The sequence below is a fragment of the Citrobacter sp. Cm038 genome (genome assembly GCF_030333105.1).
GTDB classification, from domain to species: Bacteria; Pseudomonadota; Gammaproteobacteria; order Enterobacterales; family Enterobacteriaceae; genus Citrobacter; species Citrobacter murliniae.
The window spans coordinates 144,665-168,225 of record NZ_JAOWGO010000011.1; the positions used below are offsets into that span (position 1 = coordinate 144,665).

The 23,561-nt window shown below is 50.7% G+C and carries 14 protein-coding genes; 8 read left to right on the forward strand and 6 right to left on the reverse strand.

The features are described from left to right. The first annotated feature begins 33 nt into the window (after window positions 1–33). The 7 genes from OGY01_RS01365 (at window position 34) to OGY01_RS01395 (ending at window position 12,074) form a co-directional block, all read left to right on the forward strand. Window positions 34–1,422, forward strand: a complete 1,389-nt coding sequence (locus tag OGY01_RS01365; RefSeq protein WP_048220809.1) for an MFS transporter — start codon at window positions 34–36, stop codon at window positions 1,420–1,422. Further along, window positions 1,419–3,614: an alpha-galactosidase gene (locus OGY01_RS01370; protein WP_048220808.1), complete on the forward strand. Its 2,196-nt coding sequence runs from the start codon at window positions 1,419–1,421 to the stop codon at window positions 3,612–3,614. The genes OGY01_RS01365 and OGY01_RS01370 overlap by 4 nt, the downstream gene beginning before the upstream one ends. Before the next feature lie 80 nt (window positions 3,615–3,694). Further along, window positions 3,695–5,113: an OprD family outer membrane porin gene (locus OGY01_RS01375; protein WP_286492288.1), complete on the forward strand. Its 1,419-nt coding sequence runs from the start codon at window positions 3,695–3,697 to the stop codon at window positions 5,111–5,113. A 24-nt stretch (window positions 5,114–5,137) separates the two neighbouring features. Next, complete coding sequence (locus OGY01_RS01380) at window positions 5,138–8,080, forward strand: alpha-amylase family protein (protein WP_286492290.1); 2,943 nt, start codon at window positions 5,138–5,140, stop codon at window positions 8,078–8,080. After that, window positions 8,077–8,271 (forward strand): ChiQ/YbfN family lipoprotein, encoded by a 195-nt coding sequence (gene chiQ / locus OGY01_RS01385; RefSeq protein ID WP_048220805.1) that lies wholly within the window; start codon window positions 8,077–8,079, stop codon window positions 8,269–8,271. The genes OGY01_RS01380 and chiQ overlap by 4 nt, the downstream gene beginning before the upstream one ends. Before the next feature lie 58 nt (window positions 8,272–8,329). Continuing rightward, a complete protein-coding gene (locus OGY01_RS01390; RefSeq protein WP_286492292.1) occupies window positions 8,330–11,476 on the forward strand; it encodes a DUF8487 domain-containing protein in 3,147 nt (1,048 codons plus the stop codon). A 175-nt stretch (window positions 11,477–11,651) separates the two neighbouring features. After that, the gene (locus OGY01_RS01395) at window positions 11,652–12,074 is read left to right on the forward strand and encodes a DoxX family protein (protein WP_048220803.1); all 423 of its coding nucleotides are present in this window, start codon (window positions 11,652–11,654) and stop codon (window positions 12,072–12,074) included. Between the two features lie 116 nt (window positions 12,075–12,190). Here OGY01_RS01395 and glyA read toward each other — a convergent pair whose 3' ends face one another. After that, window positions 12,191–13,444, reverse strand: coding sequence for a serine hydroxymethyltransferase (glyA, locus tag OGY01_RS01400; protein WP_045446222.1), 1,254 nt, complete (start codon window positions 13,442–13,444; stop codon window positions 12,191–12,193). Window positions 13,445–13,770: 326 nt separating this feature from the next. Here glyA and hmpA point away from each other — a divergent pair, with 326 nt between their 5' ends. Continuing rightward, window positions 13,771–14,961 carry an NO-inducible flavohemoprotein gene (gene hmpA / locus OGY01_RS01405; protein WP_045446225.1) on the forward strand — a complete coding sequence of 397 codons (1,191 nt, stop codon included), beginning with the start codon at window positions 13,771–13,773 and terminating at the stop codon, window positions 14,959–14,961. A gap of 59 nt (window positions 14,962–15,020) precedes the next feature. Here the strand turns inward: hmpA and glnB are convergent, their stop codons facing one another. The 5 genes from glnB to purL form a co-directional block, all read right to left on the reverse strand. Next, on the reverse strand, window positions 15,021–15,359 hold the full coding sequence (gene glnB / locus OGY01_RS01410; protein WP_002914032.1) for a nitrogen regulatory protein P-II: 339 nt from the start codon (window positions 15,357–15,359) through the stop codon (window positions 15,021–15,023). A 112-nt stretch (window positions 15,360–15,471) separates the two neighbouring features. Then, window positions 15,472–16,806 carry a two-component system response regulator GlrR gene (glrR, locus tag OGY01_RS01415; protein WP_304413159.1) on the reverse strand — a complete coding sequence of 445 codons (1,335 nt, stop codon included), beginning with the start codon at window positions 16,804–16,806 and terminating at the stop codon, window positions 15,472–15,474. Next, the gene (qseG, locus tag OGY01_RS01420; RefSeq protein ID WP_045446231.1) at window positions 16,806–17,549 is read right to left on the reverse strand and encodes a two-component system QseEF-associated lipoprotein QseG; all 744 of its coding nucleotides are present in this window, start codon (window positions 17,547–17,549) and stop codon (window positions 16,806–16,808) included. The genes glrR and qseG overlap by 1 nt, the downstream gene beginning before the upstream one ends. A 22-nt stretch (window positions 17,550–17,571) precedes the next feature. Continuing rightward, complete coding sequence (qseE, locus tag OGY01_RS01425; RefSeq protein ID WP_045446234.1) at window positions 17,572–19,002, reverse strand: two component system sensor histidine kinase QseE/GlrK; 1,431 nt, start codon at window positions 19,000–19,002, stop codon at window positions 17,572–17,574. Window positions 19,003–19,579: 577 nt separating this feature from the next. Further along, window positions 19,580–23,467 carry a phosphoribosylformylglycinamidine synthase gene (purL, locus tag OGY01_RS01430; protein ID WP_286492293.1) on the reverse strand — a complete coding sequence of 1,296 codons (3,888 nt, stop codon included), beginning with the start codon at window positions 23,465–23,467 and terminating at the stop codon, window positions 19,580–19,582. Between the last annotated feature and the right edge of the window lie 94 nt (window positions 23,468–23,561).

Below are 23,561 nucleotides of genomic sequence, written 5' to 3' on the forward strand. Positions count from 1 at the left end.
ATCCGATCATTTATTCAATTCAGGGGAACTCAGATGGAGTTAACCAGTTCAAGCAGTGAAGCGGCTGTAGATAAAAAACAATATCCACGAGATAAAGTCTCGTGGACTACCGCGATTTCTTATGGCATGGGAAGCTATGGCGCGAACGTGATGTACGCGTTTATCGCTATATATTTGATGCTTTATTACACCGACAGTTTTGGTATCAAGGCCGCCGCCGTTGGATTGCTTTTTTTAGTTGCCAGGCTCGTTGATGGCGCCACCGATATTGCACTTGGTATTCTGGTCGATAATACCCATACAAAAATGGGTAAATTTAGACCGTGGATCCTCGTAGGCAGTATTTTAGTTTCACTCACCACTGTTGCTTGTTTTTTAAGCCCCGATTTATCTGAAGCTGGTAAATTAGTTTACGCCTACGCCACATACATTTTATGGAGTATTTGCTTTGCTGTGATTGATATACCTTATTGGTCACTATCTGCGGCGATCACCCAAGACCCCACCGAACGTACAAAAGTTATTACCATTCCGAGAACTATTGCGACCTTTGGTTTTCTGACAGTCAGCGCCTCAACGCTCTGGCTGGTGAAATATGTGGGAAGTTGGTGGGGCGTTTCGTTAATATTTAGCGCCATCTTTTTGATCTGTATGCTTATTACTTTCTTTGGGGTAAAAGAAAAACATACTGTTCCACGCAAAGAAAGACAAAGTTTTAAAGGTTTCTGGACGCTGTTAAAACAAAACAAACCGTTACGCTATTTGTTGATCGGTATGTTTATGCTGGAACTGATCGGTATTCTGCGCGGTACATTCCAGTTATACTTCTTTATTTATAATTTAGATGCAGAAGTCGCGCTGGCCGCATTTTTGACAGTATCGCAGGTCGCACAAGTTTTGGGCGCTATTGCCTCACCATTTATTTCGGCAAAAATAGGGAAAAAGAATACCGCTATTTATAGCAGTTTCTTAATGTCACTATCCTGCATGGGGTTATTTTTCTTCCAGACGAATATTTCAATAATATTTATCATCGGAACGCTAGCACCTTTCTTTGGCGGCGTTGGGCAAATCGCTCTTTATTCAATGGTAGCCGACTGTGTTGAGTATGGTGAATGGGTGAGCGGTAACCGCTCTGAAGGTATGGTTTTTTCACTCAATATATTTAAAACCAAACTCTCCGGTGCAATTGGTGGAGCGATTGGCGGCTTTTGTTTATCCTGGGCGGGTTATGTTCCGCATGTTGTTCAGTCGTCACAAACCGCCTTATGGATTGGTTTATTCTTCACTTTGATACCTGGTATTTTGACGCTGATAAGTTTGATTCCGCTGGCAAAATACGAAATTACCGAAAAGCGCTTTTTTGAAATTCTCGACGATATCCACAGCCGAAATAAAAATCAGCAGGAAGTAACTCAATGATTAACTGGAATGAAAAAACGCAGACTTTTCATCTGCAAAACGACAGCATTAGCTATGTGTTAGCTATCGCCCACAATCGCTATCTGACCCACTGCTACTGGGGTAAACGGCTGGCTACGTGGAGCCAGGGCTATGATTACCCGGCGTTAGATCGTTCCTCTTTTTCGCCAACACCCGCCGAATGGCCAGACAGAACATTCTCTCTGGATACCGTATTGCAGGAATACCCAGGGCACGGCGCAGGCGATTACCGGGAACCGGCCTTCGAAGTTCGCTATGCCGATGGTCACCAGGTCAGCAACCTGTATTATGTTACACACCGAATTATGACTGGGAAACCGGGTTTACAGGGGCTGCCCGCGACGTGGGTTGAACATGATAACGAGGCGGAAACACTGATCGTCACGCTCGCCGATCCGGTAACGCATTTGCAAGTAGATCTGAGCTACACGATTTTCCGCCAGCATGCGGTAATCGCCCGCTCGGCGGTATTTACCAACCAGGCGCAGCAGCCATTGCGGTTACTCCGGGCATTAAGCTGCGGCGTTGATCTGCCGGATAACCGCTGGCAGCAAATTCAATTTCCTGGCGCATGGGCACGCGAACGTCAATGGCATCGTCAGCCATTGAATCCCGGCATTAATGTGCTCGACAGCAAGCGCGGCGCCAGCAGTACGCATCAACAACCGTTTATTGGTCTGGTACGTCCGGAAACCACAGAGATGCAGGGCGAAGCCTGCGGTATTCATCTGGTGTATAGCGGTAACTTTACCGCCCGCACCGAAGTCGACGCTTATCGCCAGACTCGCCTGCTGCTAGGTATTAATCCACATGGTTTTGGCTGGCAGTTATCACCCGGAGAACAATTCCAAACGCCGGAAGCGGTGCTGGCATGGTCGGATCTCGGGCTTAACGGCCTGTCGCAGACGCTACATTGTCTGTATCGCGACAACCTGGCGCGCGGCCCACACCGCCACCAACCGCGGCCGATTCTCGCCAATAACTGGGAGTCGACCTACTTCGACTTTAATGAGCAGAAACTGTTGAAATTCGCCGCCAATGCGAAAGCGCTTGGCGTCGAGCTATTGATGCTGGATGACGGTTGGTTCGGTGAACGTAATGGGGATACCTCATCGCTGGGCGACTGGTTCGTCAACACCCAGAAATTCCCCGATGGACTACGACCGCTGATTGACCGCGTTCATGCCATGGAGATGAAATTCGGTTTGTGGTTCGAACCGGAGATGATTTCACGACGCAGCGAACTGTTCAGCCAACATCCGGACTGGGTACTTAACGCGGTGGGACAGCCACTGTCCGAAGGGCGTAACCAATACATTCTGGATCTTGGACGCAAAGAAGTACGTGACAATATTCTCACCCAGATGAGCACGTTTCTTGCCGAGCATCCCGTCGATTACATCAAGTGGGATATGAATCGCAATATGACTGAGGTCGGCTCCAGCACAGCGATGGTAGCCTGTCAGCAGGAAACCGCTCACCGTTATATTCGCGGCGTTTATGCTCTGCTTGAGGCGTTAACCACTCGTTTCCCACACATTTTATTTGAATGCTGCGCTGGCGGCGGCGGGCGCTTTGACCCAGGGATGCTTTATTACATGCCGCAGGCATGGGTTAGCGACAATACAGATGCAGCCTCACGCGTTCATATCCAGTATTCAACCAGCCTGCTTTATCCGCCGATAATGCAATGTGCCCACGTTTCCGAAGTGCCAAATCATCAGATGGGCCGCAGTACCACCATGGATATGCGCGGCGCGGTGGCAATGAGCGGAAACTACGGCCTGATGCTGGATTTAATGCGCAGCGATAGTGAACGTGATGAGGCGGTAAAACAGCAAATCGCCTTCTATAAGCAGCATCGTCCGTTGTTGCAGTTCGGCACGTTCTGGCGGCTGATCAGCCCGTGGGAAAACCCCGATTTCGCGTCCTGGATGTTTGTCGCACCGGATCAAAGCGAAGCGCTAGTAATGGCTTTCTCGTTGGTAAGCCAGGCTTCTGCGCCGCTTCGTTTACTGCGTCTGGCGGGTCTGACAGCAGATGCTCGCTACCGTATTGATGATACGGAAAATGTCATAGGCGGCGACGAGTTACTGTATCGCGGGATGTGGATTGACCCACCACTCAGCCGCGACTACACCAGCCGGATCTGGCATCTGACGCGCTTGTAAGTCTGTAAATGAAGGGGGAGGACTCCCCCTTCCACTCATACACAATTACTCTATTCTTCGTCATGAAGAAGGATTTCCTCATGTCTAAAAACAATAACTTCCCTCTGTTCAGCCTTATTAGTGCCACGCTTGTTTCACCCTTTTTTATTTCGTCCGCACAGGCTGCGGGATTTTGGGATGACTCGCATTTAACCGGCGGAATTTATTATTCCCAACGCTACCGTGATAAGCGCGATATGACCCCGGGTAGTGCAAATTATGGCGATTATGTTGAAGATCTTCATCACGGTACATTTAACGCCAACCTTGACTTCATTTCCGGTTATACCGCTGATTTTATTGGTTTCGACATCGCAGGATTTGCAGCAGAAAACCTGGCAACCGGCAACGCCGCTCACCCGAATGAAATTAGCCTTAGCTCCGCCAACCAACGCTGGGGGGAAGACTGGTCCGGAGATAAAGGAGGTTTTAACCTGTATAAGGCCGCGTTGAAATTAAAATATGATGATTACTGGATGCGCTCCGGTTATATCCAACCTTCCGGGCAAACATTATTAGCTGTTCACTGGGGTTTTGTTCCCGGTGCGTATCAAGGGAGCGAAGTCGGCGGTTCCTGGGATTTCGGTAAATATGGCGCACTGTCCAGCTCCTATTTATGGTCGGATAAATATAAAGCCCCGTGGTATACCGAAATGTATGAATTCCGTGCTGCCGATAATAAAACCAAAATTGATTACGTTCAGGCATTGGGGATGAAGTACGACTTCAAAAATAATCTGCTGCTGGAAGCCTCATGGGCACAGGCCGAAGGCTTTATGGATCAATACATGGGGAAAATATCTTACAACTTCCCGGTGGCGGGCAATATGGTGCGCACCAGTTATCAGTTCTATGGTGCAAAAGACAAAGTCGGTGACGGTACACCGGGGGCTTACGGCGCAATCAACGATGAATACTCTGGTCTCGCATGGCTACAAGGGATAACGCTCGGTTATACCGTCGACACACTCGACTTCCGTCTGGAAGCGCAAACGGTAAAAGCCGAAGGTAACCAGGGCTTCTTCCTGCAACGTATTACGCCAGCCTATGCCAGTTCCAACGGTCGTTTGGATATCTGGTGGGATGCGGCATCTGACTTTGATGCCAACGGTGAAACCTCCGCTTTCGCGGCAGTCACCTACGATCTGAAAAATTACGATCTGCCTGGCTGGGCCGTCGGCGTCGGCTACGCCTATGGCTGGAACGCGAAACCCTGCACCTCGTGTACCGTTAACGGCGAGTTAGCCGATCAAAGCCAGCGTATTGATGAATCGGCCTGGACGCTCAATATCGCCCACACCGTACAAACCGGCCGCCTGAAAGGCACATTGTTTAACCTCCACTACATCAACTACGACAATCACGGTAAAAATCCGAACTACGGTAACGGCTACAACAATATGTTCCAGGATGAAATTGATATCAAATTCAACGTGATTGCGCCGTTCACCATCTTCTAATCCTCTGTTCAAAGCGAGAATGCGATGAATAAACAACTGAAATGGTCCGGGCTGCTGCTGGCAGCCCTCTTCCCCTACGCCCAGGCGGCGCAGTTCAGCCAGCAGGGTAATGAAGTCACTGTCAGTCACGGTGATTACACGCTGCGCTATGATCTCCACAGCGGTAAGGGTGATTTGCTGTGGCGCAGCACGCCACTCATCAAGCAATTTCACAGTGAAGCCCAACTGCAAAACCCGGCGCAGACGCTGAATAGCCAGCATGCCACACAGCGTACATCGCAATGGCAAACCGTTAACGATAAACGCTGGGGTGAGGGACATAAGCTAGTACTCACCAGCCATTTAGCCGGAGGGCGAACGCTGACCACCGATTTTTGGTTTTTCGATAATCGCCCCTGGTTGCTCAGTGATATCAGCGTTTTTGCGCCAACACCGCTGACGGTCAGCAAACTCACGCCAATTGCCGCAGCCTTTGCGGATATCGGTATCGGCAGCGATAAACGCATCTATACCACGCCCTACACCAATAATTTTGATTTCGGTGTCGCGCCGGTTAATCAGTTCGGGCTAAGCCAGAATGGCACTGACCGCTTCGCCAACCCACAAGAGCCGATGGTGAAATTTAATGGCATCAGCCATTGGGTTACAGCATTGCTGGATAACCAGAATCGCCACGGTCTGGTGGCCGGGGCAGCAACGGTACAAAAATGGAAAAGTAGCCAGCAATTGGGTGAGGCAACACGCGCTAATGCGCCGCTCAGCCACTTTGTACTGTACAACTGGGGCGGTGAACATCAGGGTAAACAGGTTGACTCCGATCTGTTCTTTATTGGCTACTTTACCGACTACCGCGATGGACTGGAAACCTACGGTAAGGTTTATAACGACGGTGAGCCAGGTATGCGCTGGCAAGGTTCTGTACCGGTAGGCTTTAACGCCTTTTATTCCCACGATAGCTATGGTAAAGCGCGCGATATGTACGCTATGACCGACTATATCGCTCAGCACCTAAAACCACTAGGTTATAAATACGTCAACATGGACGGCGGCTTCCAGCCAGACGGTTATCCGCAAGGAATGACCACCTTCACCAATCTCGTGCATCAGAAGGGGCTCAAAGCCGGTGGCTATCTGACGCCGTTCTCCATCTACGAAAACTGGCTGGATCTCCCGGTTGATGAGACCGGCTACACTCACCGCGACGCCTGCCTGAAAGACAGCAACGGCAAGTTAATTAAAACCTATCTTGGCAGCTATGCGCTGGATATGTCGCACCCGGCAGCGCAGTACATCGTGCGGCGTAACATCAAAAACTATGTCGATTGGGGCTTTGATTATATCAAGCTCGACTTCCTCGACATGGGGCTTTACGAGGGGCAGCATCACGATCCAGCGGTAAATGGTATTCAGAACTATCGTCTCGGGATGCAGATCATGCGTGACGAAGTGCTCAACGCGAAGCGGCAGATTTTCCTTGATGCGTCAATCTCTCCGCTATTGCCTGCGGCCTTTACTCAGGGACGGCGCACTGCTTGCGATACCTCACTGGGCGTCGCTGATTACAGCGGCGTTGAACGCCAGGCTTTCAATAGTGCGCTGTCATGGTGGAGTAACGGTACGCTGTATCGTTACAACGATGCCGATATGTTTATGCCGGAACAGCTCCTGCAAGGCGACGCACGTTCCGGGCAACGGGCGGCACTTCGCCTGGCGACCGCCGTGGCTATGGATGGCGGTCATTGGCTGGCGGGCGACAACCTGCCGTTTATTGATGAAGACCGCAGCACGTGGCTGGAAAATAAGTCCCTGCTAGCGTTAGCAACCAGCGGCATTTCGGCTCGCCCTCTCTCTCTGAGCAATGTCTATCATCAAGCCGAACATAGCCCGGACGTGCTAGTTCAGCGTGCCGCCGACAACAGCACCTACGTCTCTTTCACCAACTGGAGCACTCAGGAGAAAACATGGCAACTTTCCGCCGCGGAATTGGGGCTTAAAGGAAATACGCCGTGGCAGGTCACCAGTCTGTACGATGGCCTTCGCTGGCTGCAGAAAACGGCCAATATTAACTATCGGCTTGCGGCGAGCAACACGGCGATACTGCATTTTACCCACGGCGAATTACCGCCAGTACAGCCGCCACTCAATCTGGCGCAAGGGCTGGCCCTGAAGCCTGGAGAAAATAGTTTCACGCTGACATTCCCTCAACCAACGCGGATTAATCAGCTGGTTATTCAGGAACCGGCTCCGTTTGCCATGCGTAATTACACGTTGTCATGGCATGACGGATCTCGCTGGCAACCTTTAACCCGAGGTTATCTATTGGGCGATAACCGCACCTTCAGTTTCCCGGAGATAAATGCCAGCCAGTTTCGGCTGAGCTATCTCGATAACAAAGGCAATGTGCAAACGCCAACGATTAAAGCTTACAACGCAACCACATCCGTACCCGCGATGCGGATCGTCAGTGACAGCCCACAGTCAGGGGAAAAACACTTCGATCTTCAGGGACCGAATCAACTAATGCAGACCTTTAGCCTTGATCATAACGATCTGCCGAAGATCGACTTCTGGCTGTTTGAAAACTACGTCAACGCCGTACCAGGAGATAATTTCCGGATCCAGATAGTTCAGCTCGATGCCCACAATAACCCAGAGAAAACGCTATTTAGCGCCGCGTTACCGCCGTTCAACCTACCCGCGCAGCCTGCGATTTATTCTCTCTGGCCACGATTGACCGGCCTGGATACGCAAAAACGCTACGGGTTTATTTTCAGTTCACAGGATTCTGCGGCGAGTGATGCGGTAGGCACGAACAGCTACGGAACATTAACCAGCAACAAGGCACACTATTCGGGCGGCAAACTTCGACACTCCTCCGACGGCGGTAAAAATTGGCAGGACTCACCAGAAAACACACTGCTCTTTACCCTTTATAGTCATGAAAATAACGATAAGGATACTCAATGAAAATACTCATGGTGGTATTCACTGCCCTCTTTCTGGCTGGTTGTGCCAGTACGGCATCGAAGCCACAACCGCAGTCCCATGATGAAACAATCTCTCCCATGGCGTACCAGGAATGCATTCAGGCAGCAATGACCGGCAACGGCCAGGCCAGTAATGAAAAGTGCGATGAGATACTGAAAGCATCGCGCTAAATACGCTGCAGAAAGGCGGTTTAACGGCCACCTTTCTTTTCACTTCGAAGGAGTACTCATGCCGCAACATGATGAAAAAATTATTAATCTACAGGGAGAGTGGCGCGTTGAAATCGACACTCAGGATGCCGGAATAAACGATCGCTGGTTTAGTCGCCCTTTATCGGGGTCAGGATTCCATCTTCCCGGTACTTGTGCTGAACATCACCTGGGTGAACGTAATACACTGGCTCCAGGTTTGACGAAAGAAGCGGTACAGTGCCTGAGGACAGAATATACATACCAGGGAGCGGCCTGGTATCAAACGGAGATTCACCTGACTGACGTCGAGGCAGAGAGTGACATTATTTTGTTTCTCGAACGCGTAATGGGGGAAACACAGGTTTGGATCGACGATTTGGCTATCAGTAAGCAAGATAGCCTCTCTATCCCGCATCAATTTGATATCACGCCTTATGTCAGTGATGGTCAACGACACCAACTCACGTTGCGAATCGACAATCGAGATATTCATAATATCGGTGAGTGGCCGAGCGCCCGCACAGACCAGACACAAACCATCTGGAATGGTGTTATCGGCAAAATAGAATTACATATCCGTAATACGTATACGCTGAACTCGCTGCTTATTTCGATGGATAATCGAAGTCGGAAAGTCACCCTGAATATTTCGAAACCAAAGGCTATCGCTGACTGGCAGAATATTGTACTAACATTAACGATTAATGATCTTAACGGTCATTATATACAACAAGAAATACTGTCGACCCAGACACCTAAAAATCAACCCACTATTACTACATCCTTTATCCTGAACGATGACATCGTTTTGTGGGATGAATTTACCCCACAGTTGTATCAGGTGGTGGTAACAATCAACGATCTGTCCCATCCGTCCAACACTGCAAAGATAACCCAGACGACCGGATTCCGCCAAATCAGTACTCACGATGGTTTGTTAAAAATTAACGGTATTCAGCGATTTTTACGTGGAAATATCGATTGCTGTATTTATCCGCTCACCGGATATCCCCCAACAACCGAAGTGGAATGGTCGCACATCTTCCAACAGCTTAAACAACATGGAATTAACCATGTCCGTTTCCACTCCTGGTGCCCGCCAGAAGCAGCCTTTACCTGCGCCGATCGGCAAGGAATGTACCTGCAAATTGAAGGGCCACTATGGATGGATAATTGGATGGATTTTCCTGTTGGAAAATATCCAGACCATTACCACTGGCTCCCTGAAGAAGCTGAGCGCATCATCCGGGCATGGTCTATCCATCCCTCATTTTGTATTTTTAGCAACGGCAATGAATTAAACGGTGATTTTCAACTGCTGCAAGATATCATTCAGCGACTGAGAAATCTCCAGCCACAGATTATTTATACATTAACCAGTAACTGGGATCGGCAAATGACGAAAGAGGATGATATTTTCATCGCACAATCGTCGGCTGGCATCGGGGTTCGCGGGCAATATTTTCTCGACCAACTGGTCGAAACCACGACGCTAAATTTTTCAACTGGCGTACAAATGCAAACCCTCCCGGTCATCTCTCACGAAGTTGGACAATATGTAGTTTATCCCAATGTTGCAGAGATTCCTTGTTATACCGGCAGCTTAATCCCTGTCAATTTACAACGTATTCGAGATGATCTGGAGCAAAACAACCTTCTTCCTTACCTTAATGATTTTATTAATTCTTCAGGGAAAATGGCCTTATATCTGTATAAAATGGAAATAGAGGCCGCTCTTAGAACCCGGAATATGGCAGGTATTCAGTTATTAAGCCTACATGATTTTCCTGGGCAAAGTACGGCAACCGTCGGTATTCTGGATGCTTTCTACACCAGTAAAAATATTATCGCCACTGAAGCATTTCGTCATTTTTGCTGTGAAACCGTACCACTAGTCATGATGCCAACGTTGTTTTATACCAGTGACGATAGTTTTAACGCAGAACTACAAATAGCTCATTACAGCGCATCCGCACTCCACCAGGTAACATTACGCGTTCAGATTACTAATGAAAAACAACATGTTATTTTCACTGAGGATTTCGCAATCGATGAAGTGCCGGTTGGGCTATTAAAGGAAAATCTATCCCTTCAGGTTACACCGTTCAGAACTCTAATAGGCCGGCAGTCATTACAGGTAAAAGCCGAATTGCTGAATACCCCTTATCAAAACCAGTGGGATATTTGGGTCTACGGCCAGGAGGAACCTTGCTCGTTTCCCCCATCAGTAACATTGTGCCGCGAATGGTCACCTTCTGTAGAGGAACGTCTGCAAAAGGGTGAGCATGTTCTGTTGCTGCCCACACCAGCCCAGGTTAAGCAGCTTGCTTCCAGCACCTGGTTTCCAGTGTTCTGGAGCCCAGTACATTTTGCCAGCAAAGATCCTTGCGGGATGGTTATCAATAATCAACATCCGCTGTTCAGTCGCTACTTCCCTTGTGAAAATCACGCCACTCTGGAATGGAAAGCATTACTGGAAAATAGCTTTGCCATGAATATTGATTCGCTTGAGCAGTGCGCACCACTAACATTGCTGACGCCAAATTTTTTCCATAATCACAAGAACACACATCTTTTTGAATGCTGTGTGGGCGAAGGGCGACTTATGGTATGCACGTTCAATCTTGAAGTGGATTCACTTATCAGCAAGCCGTTCCAAAATGCGCTTTATAACTATCTGGCATCGGCTGATTTTACGCCTGAAATCTGTTTGAGCATGCCAGAGATTCGGGGACTCTTTACTTCATCAGATCCTGAAAAAATAACCAGAACCGATCTTGCCATCGGAAAGCCCGCGCAAACTGACAGTATGAAATCATTAAATTATGGACCATTGCGGGGCAATGATGGTAACCCGTCAACCGCATGGATCGCCGCAGATGCCGAGGTAGGACATTACTGGCAAGTAGACTTCGAAAGCATCCTGCACATCACCGCAACACAGGTTGTTTTTAATGAAAATGCTGTTTACACCTACGTCATTCAACATTCGCGCAATGGCATTGACTGGGATATCGCCGTTAATAAAACAAACCAGATAGTTCCTCAACAAACGCATGATGATGAATTCAGCGTGAACGCACGTTTTCTGAGAATTATCTATCAGGGGCTATCTAATGGTATCTGGGCCGGACATCGTCAATTTTCGGCCTACGGACCAGAGATAACTACGCAGCAGATATAAATCCGTTAATAGCAATATCACAGGGCGGGCTTTGGTTCGCCCTTCTTCCCTGTATTAAAAATATTCCTATAACCGGGCATCAAAGTGCGGTCAGAGATAAATTTTTATTCTGCGTGGCGGTTCACAATATTGTGTATTACGTTTAGATCATATGCACTTACACGCTGGAACCATCATGAACTCACTTCGTTATTTCGATTTTGGCGCATCGCGCAGTCTGCTGCTGCTGATTGCTCGTATCGCCATCGTGCTGCTGTTTATCATTTTCGGCTATCCGAAAATGTTGGGCTTTGAGGGAACGGTACAGTACATGGCATCTTCGGGCGCACCGATGCCGACGCTGTCGGCGATTATTGCCATTATCATGGAGGTTCCGGCAGCCATTCTGATTGTGTTAGGTTTTTTCACCCGTCCGCTGGCGGTCATTTTTATCTTTTATACGCTGGGAACCGCGGTTATTGGTCACCACTATTGGGATATGGGCGGTGATGCGGTGCTACCGAATATGATTAATTTCTACAAAAACGTCAGTATCGCAGGGGCATTCCTGCTGTTGGCCATTGTCGGACCGGGAGCGATTTCGTTAGATCGTCGCTGATACACCTACCCGATGGCAGAGATGTGTAGGCTGGGTAAGTGCAGCGCCACCCGGCAAAATTACGGACACAAAAAAGGCCGCTTACGCGGCCTTTTTGTCATTCTGTAACGCAGGAATTATGCGTAAACAGGGAAGCGTGCGCAGATATCCAGGACTTTCGCTTTGACGCGCTCGATTACAGCTTCATCATTGATGTTGTCCAGAACATCGCACATCCAGCCAGCCAGCTCTTTCACTTCGGCTTCTTTGAAACCACGACGGGTCACAGCCGGGGAACCGATACGAATACCGGAAGTGACGAACGGGCTCTTCGGATCGTTCGGTACGCTGTTTTTGTTAACGGTGATGTTAGCACGGCCCAGCGCAGCGTCAGCTTCTTTACCGGTCAGGTTTTTGTCTACCAGATCCAGCAGGAACAGGTGGTTCTCAGTACCGCCAGAAACCACTTTGTAGCCACGGTTCAGGAACACTTCCACCATCGCTTTGGCGTTTTTCGCAACCTGCTGCTGGTAGACTTTGAACTCTGGCTCCATCGCTTCTTTCAGTGCCACCGCTTTCGCCGCGATAACGTGCATCAGTGGGCCGCCCTGCGCGCTAGGGAATACAGCAGAGTTCAGTTTTTTGTACAGCTCTTCGCTACCGTCTTTTGCCAGGATCAGGCCGCCGCGCGGACCCGCCAGGGTTTTGTGGGTAGTAGTGGTAACAACATGAGCATGCGGAACCGGGTTCGGGTACACGCCCGCGGCAATCAGACCGGCAACGTGCGCCATGTCGACGAACAGGTATGCGCCAATGCTGTCGGCGATTTCACGCATTTTTGCCCAATCAACAACTCCGGAGTAAGCAGAGAAGCCACCGATAATCATCTTCGGTTTGTGCTCCTGAGCCTGCTTCGCCATGTCTTCGTAGTCAATCTTGCCGGATTCATCGATACCGTAAGGAACGATGTTGTACAGTTTACCGGAGAAGTTTACCGGGGAACCGTGAGTCAGGTGACCGCCTTGCGCCAGGTTCATACCCAGAACGGTATCACCCGGTTGCAGCAGAGCAGTGTAGACAGCGAAGTTAGCCTGAGAACCGGAGTGCGGCTGGACGTTAGCGTAGTCTGCGCCAAACAGCTCTTTGGCGCGATCAATCGCCAGTTGCTCAACGATATCAACGTATTCACAACCACCGTAGTAACGCTTGCCCGGATAACCTTCAGCGTATTTGTTGGTCAGCTGAGACCCCTGCGCCTGCATCACGCGCGGGCTGGTGTAGTTTTCGGAGGCGATCAGTTCGATGTGCTCTTCCTGACGTACTTTTTCCTGCTCCATAGCCTGCCACAGTTCGGCATCATAATCGGCAATGTTCATTTCACGCTTTAACATCCGCATCTCCTGACTCAGCTAACAATAGAATTTCGGCCTAAAAAGGCAGTCCCGTTGGACTTCGGCCAACAGTATAACCGAATCATTCTTCGATAACAGGTCTTGACAAAGGATTTTACGCAAACGATTACCTTCAGAGCACGCAAGGCTTTGGAGAACAAAGGTCTGCTTAATTTCAACGGATTTCTTTTCAGGTTTGTGATGCAGATTTTTCACGTTGTAACCATTACAACGCAAAGTTACAAAGAACCATTTACAATGCAGGGGTATTTTTTATAAGATGCATTTGACATACATCATTAAAGTCTCAGATAAAGGAAGACAGTATGCTTGACGCACAAACCATCGCTACAGTGAAAGCCACCATTCCCCTGCTGGTTGAGACAGGCCCGAAGCTGACCGCCCATTTCTACGATCGCATGTTTACGCATAACCCCGAACTCAAAGAAATTTTCAACATGAGTAACCAGCGTAATGGCGATCAACGTGAAGCATTATTTAACGCCATCGCCGCTTACGCCAGCAATATCGAAAACCTGGCGGCGTTGCTGCCTGCGGTTGAGAAAATAGCCCAGAAGCATACCAGCTTCCAGATTAAGCCCGAGCAGTACAACATCGTGGGCGGTCACCTGCTGGCAACGCTGGACGAAATGTTCAGTCCAGGTCAGGAAGTGCTGGATGCCTGGGGAAAAGCGTATGGCGTGCTGGCTAACGTCTTCATCAACCGCGAAGCACAGATTTACAGTGAAAACGCCAACAAAAATGGTGGCTGGGAAGGTACTCGTCCGTTCCGTATCGTGGCAAAAACCCCGCGTAGCGCGTTGATCACCAGCTTTGAGTTTGAGCCGGTCGATGGCGGTGCGGTGGCAGAATACCATCCGGGGCAATATCTGGGCGTCTGGCTGAAGCCGGAAGGTTTCCCGCATCAGGAAATTCGTCAGTACTCTCTGACCCGCAAACCGGATGGTAAAGGCTATCGTATTGCCGTTAAACGCGAAGACGGCGGCCAGGTTTCTACCTGGTTGCATAACCACGCGAATATCGGTGACATCGTTCATTTAGCCGCACCAGCGGGCGATTTTTTCATGGATGTGGCAACCGATACGCCAGTATCTCTGATTTCTGCGGGTGTTGGTCAGACGCCGATGCTGGCCATGCTGGATACGCTGGCAAAATCCGGGCACACCGCACAGGTTAACTGGTTCCACGCGGCAGAAAACGGCGATGTGCATGCTTTTGCCGATGAAGTAAGTGAACTGGGTAAAACGCTGCCGCGTTTTACCGCACATACCTGGTATCGTGAGCCGAACGAAGCGGATCGCGAAAAAGGTGGATATGACAGCGAAGGACTGATGGATTTAAACAAGATGGAAGGTGCAATCAGCGACCCGTCAATGCAGTTTTATCTGTGTGGTCCGGTTGGCTTTATGCAGTTTGCCGCGAAGCAACTGGTCGGTCTGGGCGTGAAGAACGAAAACATTCACTACGAATGTTTCGGTCCACATAAAGTGCTGTAGTTCGTTATAAAGCAGGCCTGATGGCGCTACGCCTGTCAGGCCTGCTAAGCAGACCCGACTTAAATTGCCGCGTCGTCTTCTTCACCGGTACGAATACGAATAACGCGTGCCACGTCAAAGACAAAAATCTTGCCGTCGCCAATTTTACCCGTTTGTGCAGTACGAATAATGGTATCGACGCAGGTATCAACAATATCGTCAGTTACCACAATTTCAATTTTCACCTTCGGCAGAAAATCCACCATATATTCCGCGCCGCGATACAGTTCGGTATGGCCTTTCTGACGGCCAAATCCTTTCACTTCCGTCACAGTCATACCGGTAATGCCGACTTCTGCCAGCGCTTCGCGGACGTCGTCCAGCTTGAAGGGTTTAATAATCGCATCAATCTTTTTCATGCTATTCCTTGAAAAGGTCGCCTGTCTTTTGATCGGATAAACCTAACACATTAAACGATTACACAAAATCATTCATGATGCCTGGCAGCAGCTTGAATGATGCAGTGTGAAATTATTCTTTGAAATCGTTCGCATCCAGTTCGTGTCGAGAGAGCAACTTATAGAACTCCGTCCGGTTGCGCCCCGCCATTCTCGCCGCATGAGTAACGTTGCCTTTAGTAATTTGCAACAACTTACGCAAGTAGTTGAGTTCAAACTGGTTACGCGCTTCGACAAAGGTTGGCAGCGCAGTATTTTCGCCTTCCAGCGCCTGCTCCACCAGCGCATCGCTGATTACCGGTGAAGAAGTTAGCGCCACACACTGTTCAATCACGTTGACCAACTGACGCACGTTTCCTGGCCAACTGGCTGTCATTAAACGTTTCATCGCGTCAGTCGAAAATGCACGCACGAACGGTTTGTGCCGCTCAGCAGACTGGCGTAGCAGATGGTTTGCCAGTAGTGGGATGTCTTCAGTACGCTCGGCCAGCGTTGGGATCTTCAAACTCACGACATTGAGGCGATAGAATAAATCTTCGCGAAACTCACCCCGCGCCATCGCTTTGGGCAGATCACGGTGCGTCGCAGAAACGATCCGCACATCAATGTCGATATCACGATTGCTGCCAAGGGGGCGGACTTTACGCTCCTGCAACACACGCAATAATTTGACCTGTAATGGCGCGGGCATGTCACCTATCTCATCGAGAAACAGCGTCCCGCCTTCAGCGGCCTGAAATAACCCTTCACGGTTGCTCACCGCGCCGGTAAAGGCGCCGCGCGCATGACCAAACAGTTCAGACTCGAGCAGTTGTTCCGGCAACGCGCCGCAGTTAATCGCAATGAAAGGTTTGTGGCTTCGCGGGCTGGCGTTGTGAATAGCCTGAGCGAAAACCTCTTTCCCGGTACCGCTTTGACCGTTGATCAGTACGCTGACGTCTGATTGCGCCACCATCCGTGCCTGCTCCAACAAACGCAACATCAGAGGACTGCGGGTAACGATTGATTCACGCCAGCGGTCATCAGTGGCGGGCGCAGACTGTTCCAGCGCCCCGTCAATGGCATTGTATAACGCGTCTTTATCGACCGGCTTAGTGAGAAAACTGAAAACACCCTGCTGAGTAGCGGCAACAGCATCAGGAATAGAACCATGAGCCGTAAGAATAATAACCGGCATCCCAGGCTGGACTTTCTGGATTTCAGTAAACAGTTGCATACCGTCCATTTCATCCATGCGCAGATCGCTAATAACCAGATCCACCTTTTCACGGTTCAGGATCCGCAGTCCTTCCAGACCGCTTTCCGCCGTTACGACACTGTAACCTTCGCTGGTCAGTCGCATTCCGAGCAATTTCAACAACCCAGGATCGTCATCTACAAGCAGTAAATGCGCGGGTTTACGGCTTATCATGGCGTTACCTCATCAGATGACGACACCGCACCATCCCCGTTGTCAGGTGTGGTGAGTTTATCACTCCCATGCTGCGTATCGGGACTGTAGTTACCGGCAGGTTTGCGGGTAGAAAGCTGGCGTTCAATATCCGTCAGATTCTCCAGTTTGCGGGTAGTCAGATCGAGCTGGGCTTGCAAATGCTGTTGTTGTAAACGCAGCGTATCAAGATCGCTGTCTGATGCCTGCTGGAGTTTGCTATAGCGCATGCGTTCTTCTGCAAGCTGTAACTGCAGCGTTTGGCTGCTGCGCCAGACCTGATAAAGCGGTCGTACCTGAGCGGGGATTTGCGGGCTTAACGCATCAAGGCGCGTAATCGCGTCCCGCCGTTCTGGTGGGGTAATATTGGCACTGCCTAGCAGGATCCCACGTTTGAAAGCGCCCTGCCAGGTATCCGCCAGCAGGGCACTGGCTTCACTGCGCGCCTGAACCGCCATCATGCGATCGGCACAATCCATTGCCCGCAGCCAATACAGCGGATTAGATTCTGTGGACTGACCCTGTAGTGACCAGATATCCGCACATTCTGTTGAAAGGTAATCGGCCAATTGATGAGGAGGAATTTTCTCCTGCGAAGGATCACCGATAATATGATTCACCGCATTCGGTACACACCCTACCAGCGCCAGGCACGGCAGGCTCACCCATAAGGCGCGGCGGAAAAAATGTCGTTTAAGCATTCGGACAACAACGTGTGGCATACTCACCAGACTTAGGTTGATTTTAGTGTTTTTTCGTTGCAGATAGCGGCAGTTCTATGCGAAAGCAAACACCTTGCGCATTATCATCGACCAGATACAGTTTTCCCCGCATACGGCGGATGCAATCTCTGGCGATACTAAGCCCCAACCCGCTTCCTTTTACCGCCCCTTTCCGCTGATGACTCCCCTGGAAAAAAGGCTCGAAGATCATGGTCTTTTCTGCTTCTGGAATCGGTGTGCCGGTATTCACTATATCTATATATACCGTAGAGCCATGCAAACTGCTGCGGATACAAATGGTACCGGATTCAGCCCCATAGTGCACCGCATTGGAATAAAGATTGTCCAGCACGCTCATTAACAGCCCAGGCTCTGCCAGACAGGAACTCGCAGCCAGCGCAACATCAGTATGTATCATTTTTGAGCGAGCGGGCAGGCTATGTGCAGAAACAACGCCATCCACCAGCGGCGCTATCTCAACGTTCTTAAGCTCAATCACCTCATCAGCCAGTTTCCGGTTGTAATCCAGCAACTGCTCAATCAGTTTCTGCAGATTGCGGCTGCTGTCATCCAGAATACCGACAACCTCTTTCTGCTCCGCCGTCAGAGGACCAACCACCTGGTCTGCCAGCAGTTCTGTTCCCTCACGCATACTTGCCAGCGGTGTTTTCAGCTCGTGTGAAAGGTGGCGTAAAAACTGATGCCGCTGAGACTCCAGCCATGAAAGGCGCTCGCTCAGCCAGATAATTCGCTGACCAACCGAGCGCAGTTCCCGAGGGCCGGTGAACAGTACGCTATCACCCAGCGAGCGCCCTTCCCCCAGGCGGTTGATCATCCGTTCTATACCTTTAACTGGTCCGATAATCATCCGCGTGAACAGCAACACCATCGCCAGGCTGACGAGAAACAGCACCAGTGCCTGCCAGCCAAAGAACTGCCCACGCTCCGCTATATCTTGTTGTAATTGTTGCCCACGAGAGAAAACCACCGTACGCGTTGCCTGAACCATCTCCGTATTGGCGCTGGCAAAAGCTTCAAGTCGTGCCGCCGCCACACTATCAGGGCCGCTATTTTTACACTGTAGCTGTGCGAGGTCGTTTAAATCCTGGCGCAGCGCCTGATAGAGTTTGTCATCCGGTAAAACGCCCGCATGCGCATCCAGCATATCGCTGTAGCGTTTGCGCTGACTTTGATAGACCTTCGCCAGGGTCGGATCATCAAGCACGCAGTATTGCCGATAGCTGCGTTCCATCTCCAGTGCCGCATTGGTCATCGCCTCGCTTCGTCGGGCATCAATCAACGTCGTTCGGTTCGTTAACGCAGCCTGGGCGCTAAGCACGTTCAGACTCTGCCATGCCTGCCAGGCCAGCACTAACAAAGGCAGCAGGATCAGCAAAAAAGCCAACGTCACCAACTGGCGTAAAGAACGGGGGAAAACAGACCAGCGCTTCAAGGCGTTACCTCAACGGACACGAATAAGAAGATGCTAACTGAGGGAAACGCCAGATACAACAAAGCCGGGATTAACCCGGCTTTGTTGTGGAATAAGGCGGTGCCTAACTCGACGTTTCGCCCGGAGATTGATATGAGCAACGCTAATATCAGAAGTTGGACGGCAGGCACCTTGTTGTGCGTCATTCGAAGTTTATGTAGCACGTCCCGAAGGGGCTGACATAAGAGGGTGAATGAGCCACTGGTTATTATTATGCAGCAACTGTGCCAACAATCAAAACATTTTATTAACACAATGATAAATATAAGAAATATGTTTAAATATGCTAAAAGGTTTTCCGTCTGTTTTTTGCACCTTTTGTCGCTAATTAGCAACACATATAACACTAAAAAATAAATAATATATAAATCAATTAATTAACTGTCTCTTTTAGGCGACACCCCAGTCGTGCCATTGTCGGCATTTGCCGACACCCTGGAGGTGTAAACGCCTCATCCCCTAACAGGATTTACGTCGCTCAACTGGACCAGACAAAAAAAACCCCTCACGAAGAGGGGCTTGATGTCTATCGTTAAGATTAGCCGAGTTGCTTACGCGCATTGCGGAAGATACGCATCCACGGGCTGTCCTCGCCCCAGTTTTCCGGGTGCCAGGAGTTGCTCACAGTACGGAATACTCGTTCCGGATGCGGCATCATAATCGTCACACGACCATTTTCGGTCGTCACCGCAGTGATCCCGTTTGGCGAGCCATTCGGGTTCGCTGGATAGGTTTCAGTCACCTTGCCAAAGTTATCAACATAGCGCAGCGCTACCAGACCTTTGCTTTCCAGCCCCGCCAGATGTGCATCATCACGTACTTCCACGCGCCCTTCACCATGAGAAACGGCAATCGGCATCATTGACCCGACCATTCCCTGCAACAGCAGAGACGGGCTTTGCGTCACTTCCACCAGGCTAAAGCGAGCTTCGAAACGATCAGAGTGGTTACGTACAAAGCGCGGCCACAGTTCGCTACCCGGGATCAATTCGCGCAGGTTGGACATCATCTGACAGCCGTTACATACACCAAGCGCCAGCGTCTGTGGGCGATGGAAGAAGGTTTCAAACTCATCACGCACACGGTTGTTGAACAGTATTGATTTCGCCCAGCCTTCACCGGCACCCAGTACATCACCGTAAGAGAAACCACCACAGGCAACCAGCGCCTGGAAGTTCCCCAGGCCGATACGTCCGCCCAGCAGATCGCTCATGTGAACGTCGATGGCGTCAAAGCCAGCACGGTGGAAAGCCGCGGCCATCTCAACGTGGGAGTTAACACCCTGCTCACGCAACACAGCCACTTTTGGACGCGCACCGGTGGCAATATACGGCGCGGCAACATCTTCGTTGATATCAAACGACAGTTTTACGTTAAGGCCTGGATCCGCATCGTTCGCCTTGGCATCGTGTTCCTGATCGGCACATTCCGGGTTGTCACGCAGACGCTGCATCTGCCAGGTGGTTTCTGCCCACCACATACGAAGCGTAGTGCGGCTTTCACTGAATACGGACTGGCCGTTGGCTGTCAGAGTGAAACGATCACCTGCGACTGCCTGTCCGAGGTAATGTACACAATCTGTCAGACCGTTAGCTGCGAGAACAGCCTCTACTGCATCGCGATCTGTCGCACGCACCTGAATCACTGCACCCAGCTCTTCATTAAACAGAGCAGACAGAGCGTCATCGCCAAGTGTGCTGATTTCAGCCTGAATACCACAGTGACCGGCAAATGCCATCTCAGCCAGAGTCACTAACAGACCGCCGTCTGAACGGTCATGGTAGGCCAGCAGCTTACGCTGCGCCACCAGCGCCTGAATGGCGTCATAGAAGCCCTTCAGTTGCGCGACGTCGCGTACATCAGCCGGTTTGTCACCCAACTGGCGGTAAACCTGCGCCAGTGATGTCGCACCCAGTGCATTGTGGCCAAGGCCCAGGTCAATCAACAGCAGCGCGTTCTCTTCGGTCGAGAGCTGCGGTGTAATGGTATGACGCACATCTTCCACGCGGGCAAAAGCGGTAATCACCAGCGACAGCGGCGAGGTCATCTCACGCTGTTCGTTACCTTCTTGCCAGCGGGTTTTCATCGACATGGAGTCTTTGCCCACCGGGATGGTCAGACCAAGTGCAGGGCATAATTCTTCCCCTACCGCTTTTACCGCTTCGTACAACCCGGCATCTTCGCCAGGGTGACCAGCGGCCGCCATCCAGTTTGCGGACAGTTTGATACGTTTGATATCACCTATTTGCGTTGCCGCAATGTTGGTCAGCGCTTCACCTACCGCGAGGCGTGCCGAAGCGGAGAAGTCCAGCAGCGCAACCGGTGCGCGCTCGCCGATTGACATCGCTTCGCCATAGTAGCTGTCAAGGCTGGCAGTCGTCACCGCGCAGTTCGCGACCGGGATCTGCCACGGCCCCACCATCTGATCACGTGCAACCATGCCGGTAACGGTACGGTCGCCAATTGTCACCAGGAAAGTTTTTTCTGCAACTGCGGGCAGGTGCAGCACGCGTTTGACCGCATCTGCAATCGTGATATCGCTTCGATTTAACGCATCGCCTTTCGCTTTCAGCGTCTGTACATCGCGGGTCATTTTCGGTGTCTTGCCGAGCAATACATCGAGTGGCAGATCGATCGGCTGATTGTCAAAATGACGGTCATTCATAGAAAGGTGCTGTTCTTCAGTGGCTTCACCGATCACTGCATATGGTGCGCGCTCACGCTTACACAGCTCGTCAAACAACGCTAACTGGTCAGCGGCAACCGCCAGCACGTAACGTTCCTGAGATTCGTTACACCAGATTTCCAGCGGGCTCATGCCCGGCTCATCGCTGAGGATATCACGCAGTTCAAACTTACCACCGCGCCCGCCGTCGCTGACCAGCTCAGGCATAGCATTAGACAGTCCGCCTGCCCCCACATCGTGGATAAACAGAATCGGGTTGGCATCGCCCATCTGCCAGCAACGGTCAATAACCTCCTGGCAACGACGTTCCATTTCCGGATTGTCACGTTGCACGGAAGCAAAATCGAGATCGGCGTCGGACTGGCCGGAAGCCATCGAAGAGGCCGCACCGCCGCCAAGACCGATGTTCATTGCCGGGCCTCCGAGGACGATCAGTTTCGCACCCACGACGATCTCACCTTTCTGTACGTGATCGGCGCGGATATTACCGATCCCACCGGCCAGCATGATTGGCTTGTGGTAACCGCGCAGCTCTTCGCCGTTGTGGCTGTTAACTTTTTCTTCGTAGGTACGGAAGTAACCGGTCAGCGCCGGACGACCAAATTCATTGTTAAACGCCGCGCCCCCCAGAGGACCATCGGTCATGATATCCAGCGCGGTAACAATACGTTCTGGTTTACCGAAATCTTCTTCCCACGGCTGTTCAAAGCCAGGAATTCGCAGGTTGGAGACGGAAAAACCAACCAGGCCCGCTTTCGGCTTTGCGCCGCGTCCGGTTGCGCCTTCATCACGAATTTCGCCACCGGAACCGGTCGCCGCGCCCGGCCATGGCGAGATCGCCGTCGGGTGGTTGTGTGTTTCTACTTTCATCAGGATATGTGCCGGCTCCTGATGGAAGTCATAGCGACCCGTTTGATGGTCGGCAAAGTAGCGGCCCACTTCAGAACCTTCCATCACCGCCGCGTTGTCTTTATAAGCAGACAGCACGTGATCCGGTGTGGTTTCGAAGGTGTTTTTAATCATCTTGAACAGCGACTTCAGCTGTTGTTTTCCGTCGATAACCCAGTCGGCGTTAAAAATTTTATGACGGCAGTGCTCAGAGTTGGCCTGCGCAAACATATACAATTCGATGTCGTTCGGATTGCGTCCCAGTTTGGTAAACGCATCCTGCAGATAATCAATTTCATCGTCCGCCAGCGCCAGACCCAGGCGCAGGTTAGCGTCAATTAGCGCCTGGCGGCCTTGACCCAGCAGATCGACACTAGAAACCGGTGCCGGCTGGTGATGCACAAACAGTTTTTCTGCTTCGTCCAGCGAAGAGAATACCGTTTCCATCATGCGATCATGCAGTACGGCAGCAACGTCCTGCCACTCTTCAGCAGTCAGCGTAGAGGCTTCAACATAATAGGCGACGCCACGTTCCAGACGGCTAATCTGCTGCAGGCCGCAGTTGTGGGCAATATCAGTCGCTTTAGAAGACCAGGGGGAGATGGTGCCAGGGCGAGGCGTTACCAGCAGCAGTTTGCCCTCAGGGACATGGCTGCGAAGAACAGGACCATACTTCAACAGGCGTGCAAGTTGCGCATGCTCATCCTCGTTTAACGGGGCATTCAGGTCAGCAAAATGGACATACTCGGCGTAAATATTGTGGACCTGAAGATTGGCCGCCTGAAAACGCGCCAGCAGTTTGTTAATACGGAATGCAGACAGTGCAGGCGAACCACGCAGAATTTCCATCATAAGTCTCTCGTCTTCGAAGCGCCTGAGGCGCTTATAAGTGTGCGCAAGGGGGGAAACGGGCGTCATTATAAAGAATCTACCGCGGAGACGAAAC